The organism is Novosphingobium sp. NDB2Meth1, from assembly GCF_900117425.1.
Classification (GTDB): Bacteria; Pseudomonadota; Alphaproteobacteria; order Sphingomonadales; family Sphingomonadaceae; genus Novosphingobium.
In genome coordinates this window covers 21,552-39,534 of record NZ_FPEH01000032.1, presented here as the reverse complement: position 1 = coordinate 39,534, position 17,983 = coordinate 21,552, and the positions used below count along the sequence as shown (strand labels likewise).

General features: G+C 65.9%; 16 protein-coding genes. 11 read left to right on the top strand and 5 right to left on the bottom strand.

Features of this window, described 5'->3' with window-relative positions; all coding sequences use genetic code 11:
• Positions 1-29: 29 nt before the first annotated feature.
• Complete coding sequence (locus tag NDB2M1_RS18355; RefSeq protein WP_072384264.1) at positions 30-1,643, bottom strand: AMP-binding protein; 1,614 nt, start codon at positions 1,641-1,643, stop codon at positions 30-32.
• A gap of 12 nt (positions 1,644-1,655) precedes the next feature.
• Positions 1,656-3,104: a carotenoid oxygenase family protein gene (locus NDB2M1_RS18350; protein ID WP_054122906.1), complete on the bottom strand. Its 1,449-nt coding sequence runs from the start codon at positions 3,102-3,104 to the stop codon at positions 1,656-1,658.
• A 323-nt stretch (positions 3,105-3,427) separates the two neighbouring features.
• On the opposite strand from NDB2M1_RS18350, the gene NDB2M1_RS18345 reads away from it, so the two are divergent.
• The 9 genes from NDB2M1_RS18345 (at position 3,428) to NDB2M1_RS18305 (ending at position 11,606) form a co-directional block, all read left to right on the top strand.
• Entirely contained in the window at positions 3,428-4,447 is a 1,020-nt protein-coding gene (locus NDB2M1_RS18345) for an NADP-dependent oxidoreductase (protein ID WP_072384263.1), read from the top strand.
• Positions 4,448-4,451: 4 nt separating this feature from the next.
• Positions 4,452-5,234 (top strand): ThuA domain-containing protein, encoded by a 783-nt coding sequence (locus NDB2M1_RS18340; RefSeq protein WP_072384262.1) that lies wholly within the window; start codon positions 4,452-4,454, stop codon positions 5,232-5,234.
• 12 nt (positions 5,235-5,246) lie between these two features.
• Positions 5,247-5,612, top strand: coding sequence for a limonene-1,2-epoxide hydrolase family protein (locus tag NDB2M1_RS18335; RefSeq protein ID WP_072384261.1), 366 nt, complete (start codon positions 5,247-5,249; stop codon positions 5,610-5,612).
• A complete protein-coding gene (locus NDB2M1_RS18330) occupies positions 5,612-6,352 on the top strand; it encodes an SDR family NAD(P)-dependent oxidoreductase (protein ID WP_072384260.1) in 741 nt (246 codons plus the stop codon). Before NDB2M1_RS18335 ends, NDB2M1_RS18330 begins: the two co-directional genes overlap by 1 nt.
• A 108-nt stretch (positions 6,353-6,460) precedes the next feature.
• Positions 6,461-7,696 (top strand): cytochrome P450, encoded by a 1,236-nt coding sequence (locus tag NDB2M1_RS18325; RefSeq protein ID WP_072384259.1) that lies wholly within the window; start codon positions 6,461-6,463, stop codon positions 7,694-7,696.
• The gene (locus tag NDB2M1_RS18320; protein WP_072384258.1) at positions 7,693-8,724 is read left to right on the top strand and encodes an acyl-CoA dehydrogenase family protein; all 1,032 of its coding nucleotides are present in this window, start codon (positions 7,693-7,695) and stop codon (positions 8,722-8,724) included. The genes NDB2M1_RS18325 and NDB2M1_RS18320 overlap by 4 nt, the downstream gene beginning before the upstream one ends.
• Positions 8,725-8,751: 27 nt before the next feature.
• The gene (locus NDB2M1_RS18315; RefSeq protein ID WP_072384257.1) at positions 8,752-9,492 is read left to right on the top strand and encodes a ThuA domain-containing protein; all 741 of its coding nucleotides are present in this window, start codon (positions 8,752-8,754) and stop codon (positions 9,490-9,492) included.
• Positions 9,493-9,503: 11 nt separating this feature from the next.
• The gene (locus NDB2M1_RS18310) at positions 9,504-10,712 is read left to right on the top strand and encodes an acyl-CoA dehydrogenase family protein (protein ID WP_072384256.1); all 1,209 of its coding nucleotides are present in this window, start codon (positions 9,504-9,506) and stop codon (positions 10,710-10,712) included.
• A gap of 123 nt (positions 10,713-10,835) precedes the next feature.
• Complete coding sequence (locus NDB2M1_RS18305; RefSeq protein ID WP_072384255.1) at positions 10,836-11,606, top strand: helix-turn-helix transcriptional regulator; 771 nt, start codon at positions 10,836-10,838, stop codon at positions 11,604-11,606.
• A gap of 151 nt (positions 11,607-11,757) precedes the next feature.
• Here the strand turns inward: NDB2M1_RS18305 and NDB2M1_RS18300 are convergent, their stop codons facing one another.
• From NDB2M1_RS18300 to NDB2M1_RS18290, 3 genes are all read right to left on the bottom strand, one after another.
• Positions 11,758-12,540 carry an SDR family NAD(P)-dependent oxidoreductase gene (locus NDB2M1_RS18300; RefSeq protein ID WP_072384254.1) on the bottom strand — a complete coding sequence of 261 codons (783 nt, stop codon included), beginning with the start codon at positions 12,538-12,540 and terminating at the stop codon, positions 11,758-11,760.
• A gap of 75 nt (positions 12,541-12,615) precedes the next feature.
• Positions 12,616-14,139, bottom strand: coding sequence for an acetyl-CoA acetyltransferase (locus tag NDB2M1_RS18295; protein ID WP_253185947.1), 1,524 nt, complete (start codon positions 14,137-14,139; stop codon positions 12,616-12,618).
• Positions 14,136-16,403, bottom strand: coding sequence for a CaiB/BaiF CoA-transferase family protein (locus tag NDB2M1_RS18290; protein ID WP_072384253.1), 2,268 nt, complete (start codon positions 16,401-16,403; stop codon positions 14,136-14,138). Before NDB2M1_RS18290 ends, NDB2M1_RS18295 begins: the two co-directional genes overlap by 4 nt.
• Positions 16,404-16,465: 62 nt before the next feature.
• Here NDB2M1_RS18290 and NDB2M1_RS18285 point away from each other — a divergent pair, with 62 nt between their 5' ends.
• Positions 16,466-17,089 (top strand): TetR/AcrR family transcriptional regulator, encoded by a 624-nt coding sequence (locus tag NDB2M1_RS18285; protein ID WP_072384252.1) that lies wholly within the window; start codon positions 16,466-16,468, stop codon positions 17,087-17,089.
• 87 nt (positions 17,090-17,176) lie between these two features.
• Positions 17,177-17,974: an enoyl-CoA hydratase/isomerase family protein gene (locus NDB2M1_RS18280; protein ID WP_072384251.1), complete on the top strand. Its 798-nt coding sequence runs from the start codon at positions 17,177-17,179 to the stop codon at positions 17,972-17,974.
• Positions 17,975-17,983: the final 9 nt, after the last annotated feature.

The window sequence follows — 17,983 nt, the reverse complement described above, 5'->3', positions numbered from 1 at the left end:
CGATATGGGGGAGAGGAGCGGGGCGGCCCTTACCCCGCCTGCTCCGCCGCGATCTTTTCCTTGATCATCGTGCGCAGCACATCCTTGCGGATCTTGCCCGATGCGGTGCGCGGGAAGGTGTCGACCCATTCGATGCGCTCGGGGCACTTCTGCTTGGCGAGGCCCGCCTCGCTGACGAAGGCAGACAGCGCCTGAAGGTCCGGCTGGTCTGCGCCTTCGGGGATCAGATAGGCGCAGATGCCCTCGCCGAGGCGCGGGTGCGGCATCGAGACGACGGCAGCTTCCTTGATCGCCGGATGGAGGTGCAGCACATCCTCGATTTCCTTGGCGCTGATGTTCTCGCCGCCGCGGATGATGAGGTCCTTCTTGCGCCCGGTGATGACGAGCGAGCCGGAAGGCGTGATGCGGCCGATGTCGCCGGTCTTGAAGAAGCCGTCTGCGGTCAGCGCTTCGCGGGTCTGCGCTTCGTCCGCATAGCCCAGGAACATCGCGGGTCCGCGCACGAGGATTTCGCCGTCCACGCCGTGCGGCACTTCGTTGCCGTCGTCATCGACGAGGCGCAACTGGTAATCGAGCGGCCATCCGTCGGTCTCGGCGGCGAGTTCAAGGCTCTCTTCGGGCAGGACGCCGGGTGTCGCCAGCGGCACTTCGGAGCTGCCATAGACGCGGTAGGCGCAGGCGTGGGCGAGGCGCTTGTTGGCGGTGTAGACCAGCTCCGACGGGATTGCCGCACCGCCGCAGGCAAAGCGGCGGAAGGTGGGAAGCGAGGAACCGGCAGCCTCTGCCGCGTCGCACAGTTCCTGCAGAAACGGGGTAGCTGCAACGGTCGAAGTCACCCCATAGCGGTCGATCAGCTCGACCGCTTCCTTGGCCTTCCACACTTCCATGAGGACGACTTGCGAACCGGATGCAAAGGGCTTTTCGAGGCCGCCCGAAAAGCCGCTGATGTGCGTGACAGGCGAGGGCATCAGCGTCACGTCATTGGGCACGCCGCTGTACTGCCGGCCGAACTGGGCGACGCGGTCCAGCGTGTTGTGCGAGTGGAGCACCGCCTTGGCGCGGCCAGTGGTGCCTGAGGTATAGAGCACGAGCTTCAGCGCGTTCGGGTCGACCTTCTCGAGCGGGGTATTGAGTCCCCGCCCATGCTCCACCAGTGCAGCAAAATCCGGCGTACGTTCGGCGGGACGCACATAGATCACGTGCTGCAATTGCGGCAGGTGCGGGCGCACCCGGTCCATCATCCCGGCAAAGTCGTAGCCGCGGAAGCTTTCCGCCACGAAATAGGCCTTGGCCCCGCAATCGCCGAGCATCTGGATCACCTCGGCATCGCGGTAGATCGGCACGATCGGCGCGATCACGAAGCCGCCGAGGTTGGCGGCAAGGTTGATCACCGAGGCTTCGACCCAGTTGGGCACCTGGAAGCCGATAACGTCGCCGGTCTTGAGGCCGAGATCACGCAGCGCGCGGGCCAGCGCTTCGCCGTCCGCCAGCAGGCTGGCGTAAGTCGGGGCGGCGGGATCGCCCAGATAGACGATCTTGTCGGGATCGGTTTCGGCCCAGCGGCGTGCGTAATCGCCGATGGTCATGTTGGTCCAGCTGCCGTCGGCGGCATACTGCGCGAGGTGCGCGGGGATCGTGGTCATGGGGGGCTTTCGTCAATTCGCCAGGGTCTGCCGGTAGAGCGGGTTGTCCTCGGCGTAGAAGTTGCAATGGAAGCCGCTGGGGACGCGGAAGGGGATCATCACGCGGGCGATGGGGCCAGCGGCGATGTCCTTGGCCGCGAAGATGGCAAGTTCACTGGTGCCGCTGTTCGCCGGGTGGACCAGCGTCATCGCGTAGCCGTCCGCCTCGTCGGTGCTGCCGAGGCGCGGGGCGAACACGAGCTCACCTGCCGCTGCGCCCGCGCCGAAGTGCCAGATATCCTCCTCGCCGGTCTGGGTATCGTAGCGCAGCACCGCGTCCATGCCCTCGACGCGGCCGTCGCGCGATTTGAGGTTGATGTTGGCGAAGCTGTGGCGGCTCTTGCGCGTCATCAGGCGGTCGTCGGGGCGGGGGAACTGGATGTCGCGCCCGTTGAGCACGTCTTCCTTGATCCAGCCGGTGTTCCCGGTGGGGTCGATGGTCCAGCGGCGCAGGCTCTGCTGCGTATCGAGGTGCGTGCGGCGCGCGCCGGTCTCGTCGGGGAACAGCGCGGTGCCGTTGGCGGCGGCGACGTCGGCGAGGATCTTGCCGTCCTCTTCCCACACGTTGAGTTCGTGGAACATGTGGCGCGGTTCGAACTCGAACCACTTGATCTGGTCCGCTGTCCCCTCGCGCGGCATGACGGCGAACTTGGTCGGGCGATCGTTGACCCATGCCGTCATCGGACCACCAGCGGCGAAGCGCTTGAGGTCGGTGTCGATGGGAATGAACGGGAAGATCGCCCAGTTTTCCGTCAGCAGAAAAGTGTGCATCAGGCTGAAGTGCGGCATGGGGATGATCTCGGTCTTGCGGATTGTCCCGTCCGCTGCGACCACGTCGTAGCGCATTTCCGCCGGGCCCATGAAACCGTGGATTGCCGCGCCGGTGTTGATCATCTCGCGCGTAGCGTAGTCGATCTTGGGATGCGCCGAGAAGCTGGAGGTGACGAGTCCGCCATAAGTCTCCTCATGCAAGGTATCGAGCTTGCGGGGATCGAGTGCCACCGGCGGCGCGCCTTCCATAAGGGCGAGGAGCTGGCCGCCGTGCAGGATGATGTTCGTATTGCCGGTGTTGTAGCGCTTGCCCTGCACGCTGGGGTCGCTCGTCATCGGATTGCCGAAGATGCCGAACAGGCGGCGCCCGGCGGCCTTCTCGAGCTCGAACTTTTCCGTCTTCACCCAGCGGTTGCGCATCGAGACGCGGCCGTCCGCAAACTCGAAGGCGAAGACCATGCCGTCGCCGTCGAACCAGTGGTAGTCGCCCTCGCGTGGCGGGTAGAGCGGGTCCGGGCCGTTGCGATAGAAGATGCCGGCGAGGTCGTCGGGCAGCTTGCCCTCGACGATGAGGTCGGGCGCATCGGCTTCGAAGCGGATCGGCGCGTGGTGGCCGCTGAGATAGGGGTGATCGAAGAACGGTTCTGCCATGGCTCTGGAGTCCCCCAAAATGTCCTGAACGCGCCGCCGCGCTGGATGACGGCCTGCGCCGCAATGTGGGTGGGATAGGGGGCGCATTCACCTCCTAAAATGGGGAGTGGCCAAAATGGGGAGTGACCCCCGCTCGAATGGGCAAAAATGAGAGTCGTCTTGGCGCGGGCGCGGGTTAGGTTTGCGCGTTGCTGATCAACTGGGCAAGGCGGTGCCCGATAAAATAGGGACAGTCCCCTTTTTATGCCCGAAGAGGTGACTCCGCCGATGGATAGTGCCGCATAAAAAGGGGACTGTCCCTATTTTATCAAGGAGCGTTGCAAGTGACCGAGAACCGCCGTTTCCTTCTCGTCCGCCGCCCCAATGGCGCGCCTGTTGCCGAAGACTTCAGCCTTGTTTCCGAAGCCCTGCCCGAGCTTTCCGACGGCCAGTTCCTGATCCGCAACCACTATGCCTCGCTCGATCCCGCCATGCGCGGCTGGATGGATGATGCGCCGAGCTACATGCCGCCGATCCCGCTCGGCACGCCTGTGCGCGCCTCGACCGTGGGCGAAGTGGTGGCGAGCAAGACCGCCGATTTTCCGGTCGGCCAGTGGGTCTCGGGCCTCAACGCCATCGAAGAATATTCGGTCTCGCAGGCCGGCGGCTTCAGCGCCCCCATCGACCCGACCATCGTGCCCTCGCCGACGAACTTCCTCTCGGTGCTCGGGGCGGTCGGGATGACGGCCTATTTCGGCTATCTTGAGGTGTGCCGTCCGCAGCCCGGCGATGTCGTGCTGGTGACAGGCGCTGCCGGGGCGGTGGGCTCGCTCGTCGGCCAGATCGCCAAGATCAAGGGCGCCAGCAAGGTGATCGGCATCGCGGGCGGGCCGGAGAAGTGCAAGCGGCTGGTGGAACGCTACGGCTTCGATGTCGCCATCGATTACCGCGGCAAGAGCGTCGACCAGCTTTCGGCAGAAATCGCCGCAGCCGCGCCGCAGGGCGTCAACGTGATCTTCGAGAATGTCGGCGGCGATATCCTCGATGCGGGGCTCAACAACCTCGCGATGTATGCGCGCATCGGCGTGTGCGGCCTGATCAGCGAGTACAACAACGCGGGCGAGAAGACCGGCGCGCGCAATATCTGGCAGCTGATCGTCAAGCGCGCCTCGATGACCGGTCTGCTCGTGGCGGACTACGTGCCGCGCTTCGGTGAAGGCATCGCCGCGATGGCGGGCTGGATCACCGAGGGCAAGCTGGTGTTCGACGAGCACATCGACGACGGCATCGACAATGCGCTTCCGGCGTTCCTGCGGCTGTTCAGCGGCTCGAACGACGGCAAGATGATCCTGAAGCTGAGCTGATCTGATGGCAAAGACGCTCCTCGTCCTTTCCGGCGGGCATCCTTACGAGGAAGGGCCGTTCGCCGAGTTCCTCGACGCGGTGGCGGACTTGCTGCCCGGGGACTGGCAGGTGGTCCACTATGTCCATCCGGAGGCCGAGGAGCGTGTGGCGGCAGGGGCGGCGAAGAGCGCCGATGCTGTGCTCTTCTACGATATGCCCGGCTACACCTTCGCCGATGGCACGGTGAAGACGGCTGCGCCCTCGGACGCCTTCAAGGCGGCGCTGGAGTCCCGCTTCCTGAGCGGTCACGGCGCGGTGATGATGCACCACGCCATCGCCGGCTGGGCCGAATGGCCGCAGTGGAGCGAATGGGTCGGCGGGCGGTTCCTCTACCAGCCGGGCATGATGCGCGGGGAGGCGAAGCTCGATTCCGGCTATCGGCATGATGTCGACTACACCGCGGAACTCGTCTCCGACCATCCTGTGCTGGACGATATTCCGCGCACTTTTGAAGTGAACGACGAGCTCTATCTTTGCGAAGTTTTCGAAGACGATGTCACGCCGCTCATCCGTGCGCGGCATGACTATGTGGCCGAAAACTTCTACTCCGCCGCGCATGCCGTCGCGGGCCGCATGTTCGACAATTCGGACTGGCCGCACCCGCCGGGGAGCAATCTCGTTGCGTGGGCCAAGCAGGTGCACGCAGCGCAAGTCATTTACTGTCAGTTCGGCGATGGGCCGCACACTTATGCCAACCCGGTCGTTCGGCAGATCATCGCCAATGCGCTGGAATGGACTTCGCTTTAACAGGAGAGCCGCATGAGCCCGCAGGAAGTGGTCGAAGCCTTCATCGCAGCGTGGAACAGGGGTGATGCGCCCGCCGCCTTTGCCATGATGGCGGACGATATCGTCTGGCATAACATCCCGATGGAGCCTGCTCTCGGCCTCGCCGGGGTGCAGGCGCTGATGGCGCAGTTCCCGCCCATCGAGGGCACGGAGTGGATCACGCATCACATTGCGGCCAATGGCAATGTCGTGCTCACCGAGCGGACCGACAAGTTCCTTGTCGGCGGGCGCTGGCGGGCGATCCGCGTCTCGGGCACGTTCGAGATCAACGAAGAGGGCAAGGTCGCCAAGTGGCGCGACTATTTCGACATGGCCGAATTCCAGCGGGAGTTTGCCTGATGACGATTGCTCGCGGCAAGGATCTGACCGGGCGGCGAGCGGTGGTTACCGGCGCGGCTTCGGGGATGGGTGCGGCGGCGGCGGCGCGTCTCCTGGCCGAAGGTGCGCTGGTGCTGGGCGTGGACCGGGTCGCGGAAGGGATTGTCGGCACCCATACGCTGGTCGCGGATGTGAGCGATGCCGATGCCGTCGCCGCGATTGCCGGGGCGGCGGAGAGCCTGCTCGGCGGCTGCGATATCCTGATCAACAATGCCGGTGTCTGTCCCAATGGTCCCTTTGCGGAAATGACCGAGGAGGCATGGAATTCCGCGCTTGGCATCAACGTGACGGCGGTGATGAAGCTGACTCGCGCGCTGGTGCCGCAGCTTGCCGCCTCCGGGCGCGGGCGCGTGGTCAATGTCGGCTCGATCATGTCGAGCTTCGGCGATGCCGGGCTGGTGGCCTACACGACCTCGAAGCACGCGGTGCTGGGTCTCACGCGTGCGCTGGCCATGGAACTCGGGCCGCAGGGCATCACCGTGAACTGCGTGCAGCCGGGCGCCATCGCCACCGGAATGACACGTAGCCTGTTCGAAGATACGCCGGGGGCCAAGGACTACTACGCGGGCCGCTCCGCACTGGGCCGGGTCGGCCAGCCGGAGGACGTGGCGGACGTGATGGTATTCCTCGCGACCGATGATGCGCGCTTCATCACGGGCCAAGGCATCATGGTCGACGGCGGGGTCATGGTCCACTCGTGAACACATGCCCTGCAAGGCAAGTCCACCTAGCATTTTCGCGCGTGGCACCGGGTATTTGACGGTGCCACATCCAAGTCGAACAGACTGGGGCAAATTTCGGGGATCGCCATGAATGAGATGACCAAGAGCCTGCTCGATCCCGAGGTGATGCAGAACCCGTTTCCGCTATACCAGTGGGCCCACGCCAATGCGCCGGTGATCGAGATGCCCGAGACGGGCATGAAGATCGTGATGAGCTACGAAATGTGCTCGGAAGCGGCGGGGCGGCCGGAAGACTTCTCGAACGACTTCAGCGGCGTGCTTTCGGGCGCGCTCGCAGAGGACCCGGAAGTCAGCGCGATCCTCGCCGAAGGCTGGCCGCAGATGAACACGCTGCTGACCGCCGATCCGCCGGTCCACACCCGCTTCCGCAAGCTGGTCAACCTCGCCTTCTCGATGCCCCGCGTGAACGCGCTGGAAGCAGGCATCCGCGACAAGGTGACCAAGCTGATCGACGGCTTCATCGACAAGGGTGAATGCGACTTCGTGACGGAGTTCAGCGTCGGCCTGCCGGTGCAGGTGATCTGCGAGCAGCTGGGCTTTTCCGAAGCCGAGCGTGCCGACGTGAAGCGCTGGTCCGATGCCTTTGCCGACCGACTCGGCCACATGATCCCGCGCGAGCGCGAGATCGAGTGCGCGCACGAGATCGTCGACTTCCAGCGCAAGCTGAAGGTGAAGATCGACGCGCGGCGCGAGAAGCCGACCGACGATCTGCTGTCCGATGTCGTCAATGCCCGGCTCGATGGCGAGACCCCGCTCAATGATGCGGAAATCCTCTCGATTGCGCAGCAGCTTATGGTGGCGGGCAACGAGACGACCACCCATGCGTTGGCAGGCGGCATCGTCCACCTCGCACAGAACCCCGATCAGCAGGCCAAGGTCCGCGCCAATCCGGCGCTGGTGGGCAACATGATCGAGGAAGTGCTGCGGCTCGATACGCCGACTGCCGGCATGTGGCGGCTCGTGACCAAGGATACCGAACTCGGCGGACGCTCCTACAAGCAGGGCGAGATGGTCATGCTGCGCTATGCCGCGGCAAACCGCGATCCGGCGAAGTATCCCGACCCGGACAAGTTCGATGTCGAGCGCACCAATGCCCGCACGCACCTCGCCTTCGGCAAGGGCATCCACATGTGCGTGGGCAACATGCTGAGCCGCAAGGAAATGACCGTGGCCTTCACGGAACTGCTGCGCCGGCTCGATGATATCCGCATCAAGGACGGGGCGGAGCTGCGCGTCTCGCCCAACCTGCTGCTGCGCGGGTTCATCTCTGTCCCCATCACCTTCAAGAAGGCTGCGGCGTGAACTTCGATCTCGACGAGAACCAGGAGCTGTTCAAGGCGGCGGTCGAGCGCTTCTGCCAGGGGCAGGACGTGGCGGCCCGCCGCGCGGCGCGTGCCCTGCCGGGCGGCATCGACCGTGCGCGCTGGCAGGAACTGGCGGAGCTGGGGCTGATCGGACTCGCTGCGGGCGAAGATGACGGCGGCATGGGCGGCTCGCACGGCGATCTGGCTGTTGTTGCGCAGGCGCTGGGACATGCGCAGGCGGTGGAGCCGTGGCTCGAATGCGGGTTCCTCCCGGCACGGCTGCTGGCGGGGTCGGCACACCTTGAGAGCGTGATTTCGGGCGAGAAGATCGCCGCGTTCGCCTTTGCCGAGCCCGGTCGCCGCTTCGTACTCGAAGCGAGCGGCGTCAAGGCGAAAGGCGGCAAGCTTTCGGGCACCAAGCAATTCGTGCTCGGCGGCGGCGCGGCGGACTTGTTCGTGGTGACGGCGGAAGAGGACGGCAAGACCGTGCTCCATGTCGTCGATGCCAAGGCGCCGGAAGTCGAAGTGCGGCCCTATCCGGTGGCCGATGGCGGCGTGGCGGCCATCGTCACCTTCCACAATGCGGCGGCGGAAGGCCCGCTTGCCGCCGCTCTACCCGCGGCGATCGACGAGGCGCGGCTTATGGCGGCGGCCGAGATGGTCGGTCTTGCCCAGCGGCTGTTTGCCGACACGCTGGAATACATCAAGACGCGCGAGCAGTTCGGCCAGCCCATCGGCCGGTTCCAGGTGCTCCAGCACCGCATGGTCGATGCTTATGCCCGCGTCGAAAGCGTACAATCGGCGGTGCTGCGCGCGCTGCTGCAGCCGGGGGCGCCGATGGCGGCAATCAAGGCGCATGTGGCGGAAAATGCGATCTGGGTCGCGCATCAGGCGGTACAGCTGCACGGCGGCATGGGCATGAGCGACGAACTGGGCGTGGGCCACGGCCTCAAGCGGATCGTGCTGCTGTCCAAGCTGTTCGGCGATCCCGCCAGCGATATTCTGGATTATGCCCGCGCGGCCTGAGGGCGGCGGGACTGTGGAGTTTATGGAATGACCAAGCGGATCGACGCCCACTTCGTGGCCGCAGGCAAATACCACGATATCGACTTTGCCCGGCTCGAAGTGCTCAAGCTGCTGGCCGAGCACCCCGAGATCCGCACCACGGTGGCGATGGATTTCTCCAACACCGACCGGTTGGAACAGTGCCAGTTCCTGGTGACTTACACCTGCACCGTGCTGCCGACGCCCGAAGAGCTGGTCAAGATCAAGGAATTCCTTGACCGCGGCGGGCGCTGGCTGGCGCTCCACGGCACCAATTCGATCCTCAAGTTCGTCGAAGGCGGGGTCGATTGTCCGGAAGAGCGCGACGATGTGATGGAAGTGCTCGGCACCCAGTTCAAGGCGCATCCGCCGATCGGGCCGTTCCGTGTCGAGGTGGCCGACAAGACCCACCCGCTGACGCAGGGCCTCGAAGATTTCGACGTGATCGACGAGCTTTACATCATGAAGCAGAAGGCGCCGATCAAGGTGCTGATGCAGACGCGCTTCGATGGCGAGGCGACGGGGTTCATCGAGGCGAACTACGACAATGTCGTCGTGCCGGTGCTGTACTTGCGCGATCACGGCAAGGGCGGGGTGCTCTACAACACGCTCGGCCACTGCCGCAGCCACTTCGATGTTATTGAACTCCTGCCCTTCTGGACACATCCCGAACGCTGCGGCTGGAACTATCCGGTTTATTATGAAACGCTGCGCCGCGGCATTCGCTGGGCCATGAACGAGATTGCCTAAGGACGCCCGTTATGGACATGGATTTCTCTCCCGAGGACCTTGCCTTCCAGAAGGAAGTGCGTGCGTTCCTCGACGACAAGCTCAACGCCCGTCTGCGCGAGGGTGCGGCGAATACGCCGAGCGTGTTTACCGAGCCCGACATTACCCGCGAATGGCAGGCGATCCTCGCCGAAAAGGGCTGGCTGGCGACCTCGTGGCCGGTGGAAGACGGCGGTCCGGGCTGGACGCCGACGCAGAAGTACATCTTCGAGAAGGAATGCGCGATTGCCGGCGCGCCTTCGCTGCCGATCCTCGGTCTGCGCCTTGTCGGCCCGGTGATCTGCCGCTTCGGCACGCCCGAGCAGAAGGCGCGCTTCCTGCCGCGCATCATTTCGGGCGAGGACTATTGGTGCCAGGGCTATTCGGAGCCGGGCGCGGGGTCCGACCTTGCGGCGGTGAAGACCCGCGCCGAGCGGGTGGGCGACAAGTATATCGTCAACGGCTCCAAGATCTGGACCACCCACGCGCACCACGCCAACTGGATCTTCGCGCTCGTGCGCACCGATCCCAGCGTGCAGAAGCAGCGCGGCATCAGCTTCCTGCTGATCCCGATGGAGCAGCCGGGCGTCAGCGTATCGCCCATCGTCACGATGGCGAACGACCATGAAGTCAACGCCACCTTCTTCGACAATGCCGAAACCCCTGCCGACAACCTGATCGGCGAGGAAGGGCAGGGCTGGACGATCGCCAAGTTCCTGCTGGAGAACGAGCGCGGCGGCTCCTGCGCGGCGCCCGCGCTGCTCGCCAAGCTCGACCGGATCGAACGCTGGGCGCGCGAAGAAGCCTCGGGCACCAACGGCAGCATGATCCATGATCCCAACATCTCGCAGCGCCTCGCCCGCCTCCGTCTGGAAGCGCAGGCGTTCGAAGTGACCGAGCTGCGCATTCTCGCCGAACTCGCCAAGGGCCGCCCGGCCGGGCCGCAGACCTCGCTGGTCAAGCTGACGAGCTCGAACCTGCGCCAGCAGATCGACGAGCTGGCGGTGGACCTGTTCGGCTATGATGGCCTGCAACTGCCCGTCACGCGCCCGCTCTATGGCAATGAAGCGCCCGAATTCGTCGGCAGCCGCGCGGCGCAGCTTTCGATGCCCGCCTACCTCAACGGCCGCGCCTACACGATCTTCGGCGGTTCGGACGAAGTGCAGAAGACGATCATCGCCAAGCAGGTACTCGGGCTCTGACCTGTTACCCGGAAGCCCCACATCCGAACCGTTTCGGATGGGGCTTCCGCTACGGCACGCACTAGGTTAGCATGCGAATCGCAGTGGATGCCGGACGAACCGGCACCGGCGAGAGGATGCAGCATGGACTGGGCGAACTCCACCTTCGAGCAGGTGACGATTCGGGCCGTTGAAGACGTGCGGCCCGCCGCAATCGCGATCCGCGATGTGGCCTTGCAGCTTGATCTGCGCATTGCCGTCTGCCCCGACATTTCGTCGAAGGAGCAGATGCTCGATGCCGACGGGAAGATCATCAACGCGGACATTTTCGGCTGGACCGCCGACGGCGAGCGCTGGTGGGAAAACGGCACGCTGGCACTCTCCTCGCCCTTCCCGCGCGCGACGCGCTATGAGAGCGAGCCGTTCTGGTGCAACGCGCACGGCGCCTTCACCGTCAGCCGCAACAACTACCTTGAGGACCTCAACTTCTCGGAGTTCCACAAGTTCAGCAAGGCGCGGGCGATGATCGTGATCCCCTCGCACCTCTCGTTCGGGCAGATCGCCGCGACGAGCTTCGTGCCGGTCGACAAGACGCTCGATGACATGTCGGACGTGTTTGCCGAGCATGGCGATTTCCTCGGCGCGCTGACCCGCCGGTTCGTCGCCAGCTACGTCAGCACGATGCGTACGCAGCAGTGGATCCCGAGTGACTGCCGCCTGTCCAAGCGCGAAGTCGAATGCCTGCGCTGGGCCGCGATCGGCAAGACCGACAAGGAAATCAGCCTGATCCTCGCGCTGAGCCACGCCACGGTGCGCTACCACATCCAGCGCGCGGGCGAGAAGCTCAACGCTGTGAACCGCAGCCAGGCCGTCTTCAAGGCCGGACAACTGGGCTATCTGGGGGCGGCGGCCTGAGGGCTGCCCGCCTCCATCCAAACATTTCGTCATCCCCGCGAAGGCGGGGATCCAGAGCAGGCGAAGCGCGCGGTTGCCTTGGATCCCCGCCTTCGCGGGGATGACGAGGTAATGGGAGAACGACCGGGTTCGGCGTCATAGCGGGGCCCGATCAAACCCCCACCATCCCCGCCGTGCTAGCCCCATCGATCCCGTATTCCGATCCGGAGATGAAGCCCGCTTCATCTGAAGCGAGGAACGCGACCAGCGCGGCAATTTCTTCTACTCGGCCCATGCGGCCGATGGCAGACATCGCGTTGAACTGCGCGCGCGCGGCGGCGCTGTCGGGGCTGCGGTCGATGACGCCGCGGATGAGCTCCGTCTCGACCACGCCGGGGTGGATCGAGTTCACGCGGATCCGCGTCTTGAGATTGGCGCAGTGGAGCGCGGACGACTTCACCAGTGCGATCAGCGCGCCCTTGCTGGCCGAATAGGCGACGTAGTTGGCAAGCGGGCGGTAGGCGCTCATCGACGAGTTGACGATGATCGAACCGGCGGGGCCATCCGGATTGGCGCGCATCGCCCGGATCGCGTGCTGGATCGTGAGCATCACGCCGGTGAGGTTGACCCCCATCACGCGCTGCCACGCTTCCAGGGTGATGTCCTCGACGCTGCTGTCGCCCGTCTCGATCCCGGCATTGGCGAAGGCAATGTCGAGCCGGCCATGCTTGGCCTTGATATCGGCCATGAGGCTGTCCCACGCGGCGGCGTCCTCGACGCGGTGGGGGGCGAATTCCGCCCCTGTTTCGGCGCAGAGCGCAGCGGCGGCTTCAGCCTTCGAGCCGGTGAACACGACCTTTGCGCCTTCGCTGGCAAGGCGCCGCACGGTGCCCGCCCCGATACCCGAGGTGCCCCCGGTGATCAGCGCCACCTTGCCGTGAAACCGTCCGCTCATTGTGCTCTCCCTGCGTTCAGGAGCGTGATCCTAGAGCGGGCTTGGGCGGGGACCTACTGGCATTTTGGTTTGGGATTAGCGTTGCCACACCCGCCGTTCACCCACTGTGGCAATCGCACCAGCGGTCCCGACGGGTTCCACCGCGCCATCCATGAAGAACGCGCACATCCCCGCATCCGCCACATCGATATGGCATAGCGTACGCTTGCCATCCGGCGTGCGCGCAATGACCACGCCGCTCGAAGGCACCCCGTCGCGGTTGTGGAACACGGTGTAGCTTTCGACCTTCGCGGGGCCGACGTAGTCCTTGTCCAGCTCAGGGATCGGCCCCCGCGCGGCGTCGGCTTCGGCCTGATAGTCGAAGTCCTGCGGGAACTGAGCCGCAGCAATCGGCTGGCGCGAGATGACGATGCAGTGGTTGTCGGTGGCATAGCCGCCGTTGGCGAAGAGGAACCCGGTCTTGCCGTCGCCGCCCCGCAGGCGCTCCACCATCGAAACGACCGCGTGGCTCATGTAGTTGGCGATGGGGCCGCCGCCGAAGGTGAGGCCGCCGAACACGGTGGCGGGCTTGTCGAGCGGCCAGCCGAGCACGCGGCGGGCCATCTTGGGCACGCAGGGGAAGCAGCTGTAGAGCTCGACATGGTCGAAGTCCGCGCCGGTCATCCGGTTGAGCTCCAGCGTCCGGCGGATCGCCGTGTCCATGCTGGAGGAGCGGTCATAGCGGTCGCGGCGCAGGATGCTGGGGTCTTCCTTGGCGGCGGCGCCCATGCCGACGAAGATCATGCGCTCTTCCAGAATGCCACGGCGGCGCGCTTCGGCAAGGCTGGCGACGATGAAGCCCGCGCCCTGGTTGACCGACGAATTGGCGACCGTGAGCTTGGTGTAGGGGAAGGCGAGCGGACGGTTGGAAGGGCCGGGCGTGAGGATCTCCTCGGCGCTGACTGCCTTCCTGATCCACGCGCCTTCGTTGGCAGCGGCGACCCGGCTCATGCCCGCCCAGATCGCGCCGCTTTCGGCCTGCGCTTCGGCCAGCGTCTGGCCATAGGCGGCGCGGCCGGCGTTCTCGTAGATCGGGTAGACATCGACCGGAGCGGTGAGGCCATGCGCTTGGGCATAAGTGGGATCGCGGCGGGTCGAGACGTTGCGGACGGCGTTGTAGCTCTTGTCCTCGCCTTTCGCGGCAAGCTTGGCGAGGCCTGCGGCAGTCCGCAGCGCTTCGGCGCCGACGACGGCGGCGAGGCTGGCCTTGCCTTCACCGATGCGGTTGGCGGCTTCGTTGAGCAGGCGGATCGGGGTGTCGCCGTGGGGGGCTTCGGACTGGTAGTTGATCGGCGGATGAGCGCCGATCTTGCGCGCCACGCTGTCGCACAGGTTGCCAAGATGGCGGAAGCTGATCTGGTCGACGATGGCGAGGCTGTCGAGATCGGCGAGCATGTTGCCCCCGGCATCCGCCTCGGCAAGACGGAGTGCGGCCGCCATCAGGGCCGGCGGATCGAGGCCGAGCTGCGGGTCTTCGGGCCGGTCGTTGAGCTGGCCGACGCCGATGATGACAGGGATACGTTCCGGGTCGGTCATGGCAGGATCGGTCATCAGGCTCATCGGGCAGTCTCCAGATAGGATTTGGTGGCGACCATCTCGCGGATCTTTGCCGGGGTCGTTTCGAGCACGCCGGCGGCCTCGAGAGATGCACATTCGGTTTCGGTGAGGCCCAGCCAGTCCTGCATCACGGCGTAGGTATCCTGGCACTGCAGCGGGGCGGGGCGGCTGTCGGGATCGGGCATCCAGTCCCAAATCGCGGGGCGGCGCTCGGCGGTCATCGGCTCGGGAAGCAGATCATGTGGCTCCTCGCGGAACAGACCCCGCGCGGTGTAGGTGGGGTGATCGGCAAGATCGGCGGCGCGGAGCATGGGGGCGGCGGGGATTCCGGCGTCCTGCAGCGCTTCGGCGGCCTCGCGCGCGTTCTTGTCGGCCAGCCAATCGGCGAGGGGCTGCGTGCCGATCAGCGCGGCGAGGCGCTGGCGGTCGGCCTCGTCGCGCAAGGATACGACGCACCATTCGTCTTCCCCGGCGCACGCGTAGACGTCCGAAGGTCCAGCAGATGGCGCGAGGTCCAGTGCAGTCGCCGCCACGTCCGTCGCAAGATGCGCGAGCATGACTTCGGCCTGGCTGACATCGACATGGCCGCCGCGTCCGGTGCGCCGACGGCGGGCGAGGAGCGCCATGACCGCGCTGGCGCCGATCCGCGCGCAGACATGGTCGGGGTAGATCGTGACCGAATCGGAGAAGCTTTCCGGATCGTCCGGATAGCGCCACATCGCGGTGAGGCCTGCGGCTGCGCGCACCAGCGGGCCATAGCCCATGCGCTTCGACCACGGGCCGGTGCGGCCGAAGGCGCTGGATTCGACCGCGATCAGGCGCGGGTTGAGCTTGCTGAGTTCCTCGTAGCCAAGGCCCAGCGATTCCAGCGTGCCGGGCTTGAAGTTGGACAGCATGACGTCTGCACCCTCCACCATGCGGCGGAGCAGGGCCTTGCCGTCCTCGGACTTCAGGTTGAGGCCGAGGCTGCGCTTGTTGCGGTGCCCGGCGCCGAAGCTGCTGGACAGGCCGATCTTGAGCCAGGTCTGCCGCGAGCCATCGGGGAAAGCGGCGGATTCGATCTTCACCACGTCGGCGCCGAGATCGGCGAGCAGACGGCCGGTCTCCGCGCCGACGACGATCACGCCGAGGTCGAGCACCTTCAGGCCTTCGAGGGGGCGGCCGGGCTGGGCGTTGGCGGGTGCGGGTCGGGAGGCAGCGCTGCCGGCGTGGACCGGCCCCATGCGCTCGCCGTCGAGCACGATCATGCCGCCAGGCACGGGAACAGGGCCAAGGCCGGGGAGGTCCACCTCGGTAAAGGTGCCGCGCGCGCGGATATGATCGGCAGCGAGGCAATCGTGGAGGGTGTTGAGGCCCGCGAGGGGGACGCCGTGCTGCTGGCCGAGCTCCGCGATCTCGGCGCGGGTCTTGTCCGCCAGAAAGGCCTGCATCGCGGCGAGCAGTTCCCGGCTCTTGAAGCGGACCATGATGTCGTTGAATTCCGGCCCGGCAAACTCGGCGGGCGAGCCCATCATGCGGTGCATGCCCTGCCACTGGCGCGGGGCGAGAACGCAAAGGCGGACGTAGCCGTCAGCGACCGGGATGATCGGATACTGCACGCCCCTTGGCGGCCGACCGGGCGGCAGCGCAGCGGCGGGGCGGCCGTTGGTGGCGCTGCCGGAAATGCCGAAGGCGGGATCGAGAGCCTGCATCGCGCCGTCGAGCGCAGCGTAATCGACATGCCCGCCGGTGCCGCTCGTCAGCGCCTGCGTCAGCGCAGCCATCGCGACATAGGCCCCTTGCGCGACGGCGCATTGCACCGCGATCTCGCCCGGCGGCAGCAGCGGCGCCATGTCCTTGATGCCGGAGCGCGAGAGTTCGGTGGTCAGCGCGTGCAGCACGGCATCGGTCCACTGCCATTGCGACAAGGCATTGCCGCGGCCAAAGCCGGTGGCGGTCATGTGGACGAGCGCCGGATGAGCAGCGCGCAAGGCGGCCCAGTCGATGCTTCCTTCGGACAGGTCTTCGATGATGAGGTCGGCGCCCGCGAGGTGACACGTCAGGTCGGCGGCTGCCACAGACTCGATTCGTTTGCCGAGATTGGCGGTCCAGTACTCCAGCTGCGCGCGGTGATCGCCGGAGGGGCAGGCGCCGCGCCCGTCCACTTCGAGGCGGATCACCTCGGCGCCCAGTTCGCGCAGGATACGGGCGATTCCTGCCAGCGGGCTGGCGACGAGATCGATCACGACGAGGCCGGAAAGCGGGCGCTCGATGGCCTCTTGCTGCACTGCCGGAGCCTCCCTCACAATATTATTGGACGGATGGCGTCCATAAAGAATAGAACAAGGCCATGCAACGCGCATCCGATGATTCCGCGCTTTCGATAGGGACCAGACCCCGGGGCCGTCCGCGCAATCCGGATGTTGAGGCGCGCATTCTGGCGGCCGCCGCGCAGGTCTATGGGGCGGGGGGCTGGGCGGGCTTCAGCCTCGATGCGGTGTCGCGTGCGGCGGGGATCGGCAAGTCCACGCTCTACGCGCGCTGGACGAGTGGGGAGGACTTGCTTTGCGCCATGATCCAGCAGCGCTGGCAAGCAGTGGCGACCATCGATAACGGCAGCTTGCGCGGCGATCTCACAGCGTTCGGCTCGCTGGTGCTCACTCGCTATCTGGAGACGGGTGGCGGCATAGCGCGGCACGTGCGGCGCGATCTGGCAGGGCATCCGGAACTGGCGGCGCGGATTGGCCCGGTACTGGGGGCGCTGACCGAGCAGGCCATTGCGATCCTGCGCCGGGGCCGCGCGCGGGGTGAATTGCGCGAGGGGGTCAGCCCTGCGCTCGCTTCCGACATGTTGCTTGCGGCGATGGAAACGCATGCCGGCCGGATCGGTCCGGGCGAGACGATGAGCGAGCACGCCATCGCGACATATGCGGCGCGGGTGGCGGACCTGCTGATCGGAGGCATCGGGACATGAGCGGCCCATGAATTGCGCTGTCAATATGGGCAGGTTTGCGGCGGCGCATCTCGTGGAAGAAATGCGCGTCAGAGGGGAGAGCAGGGCATGACCTGGCGAACGATCACGGTGGAGAAGCGCGGCGCGGCGGACTGGCTGACGCTGAACCGCCCGGACATGCTCAATGCGATTTCGCTGGAGATGGTCGACGAACTCAGCGCCTATTTCGGCGCACTCGTGGGCGACCGCGAGACGCGCGTGGTGGTGATGCGCGGAGCGGGGCGGGCGTTCTGCGCGGGGCTTGATATCAAGGACCGGCAGGCGGCGAATGGCCCCGATCCGTTCGGCGGGGGCTTCGGCTTTCAGGGCCATCTGGCGGACGTCTATGTGAAGATGCGGCGCTGCCCGCAGCCGATCATTGCGCTGGTTCAGGGCGCGGCTTGCGGCGGCGGTTTTGCCTTTGCTCTGGCCGCAGACATCCGCGTCGCAGGGACAAGCGCCAAGATGAATGCGGCTTTCATCAAGCTTGGCCTGTCTTCCTGCGACATGGGGGTGAGCTATTTCCTGCCGCGGCTGGTGGGCACGTCGGTGGCTTCGGAACTGATGCTGACCGGGCGGTTCATCCATGCCCAGCGCGCGCTGGCGACGGGGCTGGTGAGCGAGGTGGTGCCCGATGACGAGCTTGAAGCCGTTGGTGAAGGCTATGTCGCCGAGCTGCTCGCCGCCTCGCCGAAGGGGCTGCGGATGACCAAGGAGGGGCTCAACCTCGCGGTCGATGCGCCGAGCCTCGAAGCCGCGATGGCGATCGAGAACCGCAACCAGCTGATGACCGCCGCCAGCCCCAATTTCGCCGAAGGCATGCGCGCTTTCCTCGAGAAGCGCGCGCCCAACTACATTTCAGACTGATCGGACCCC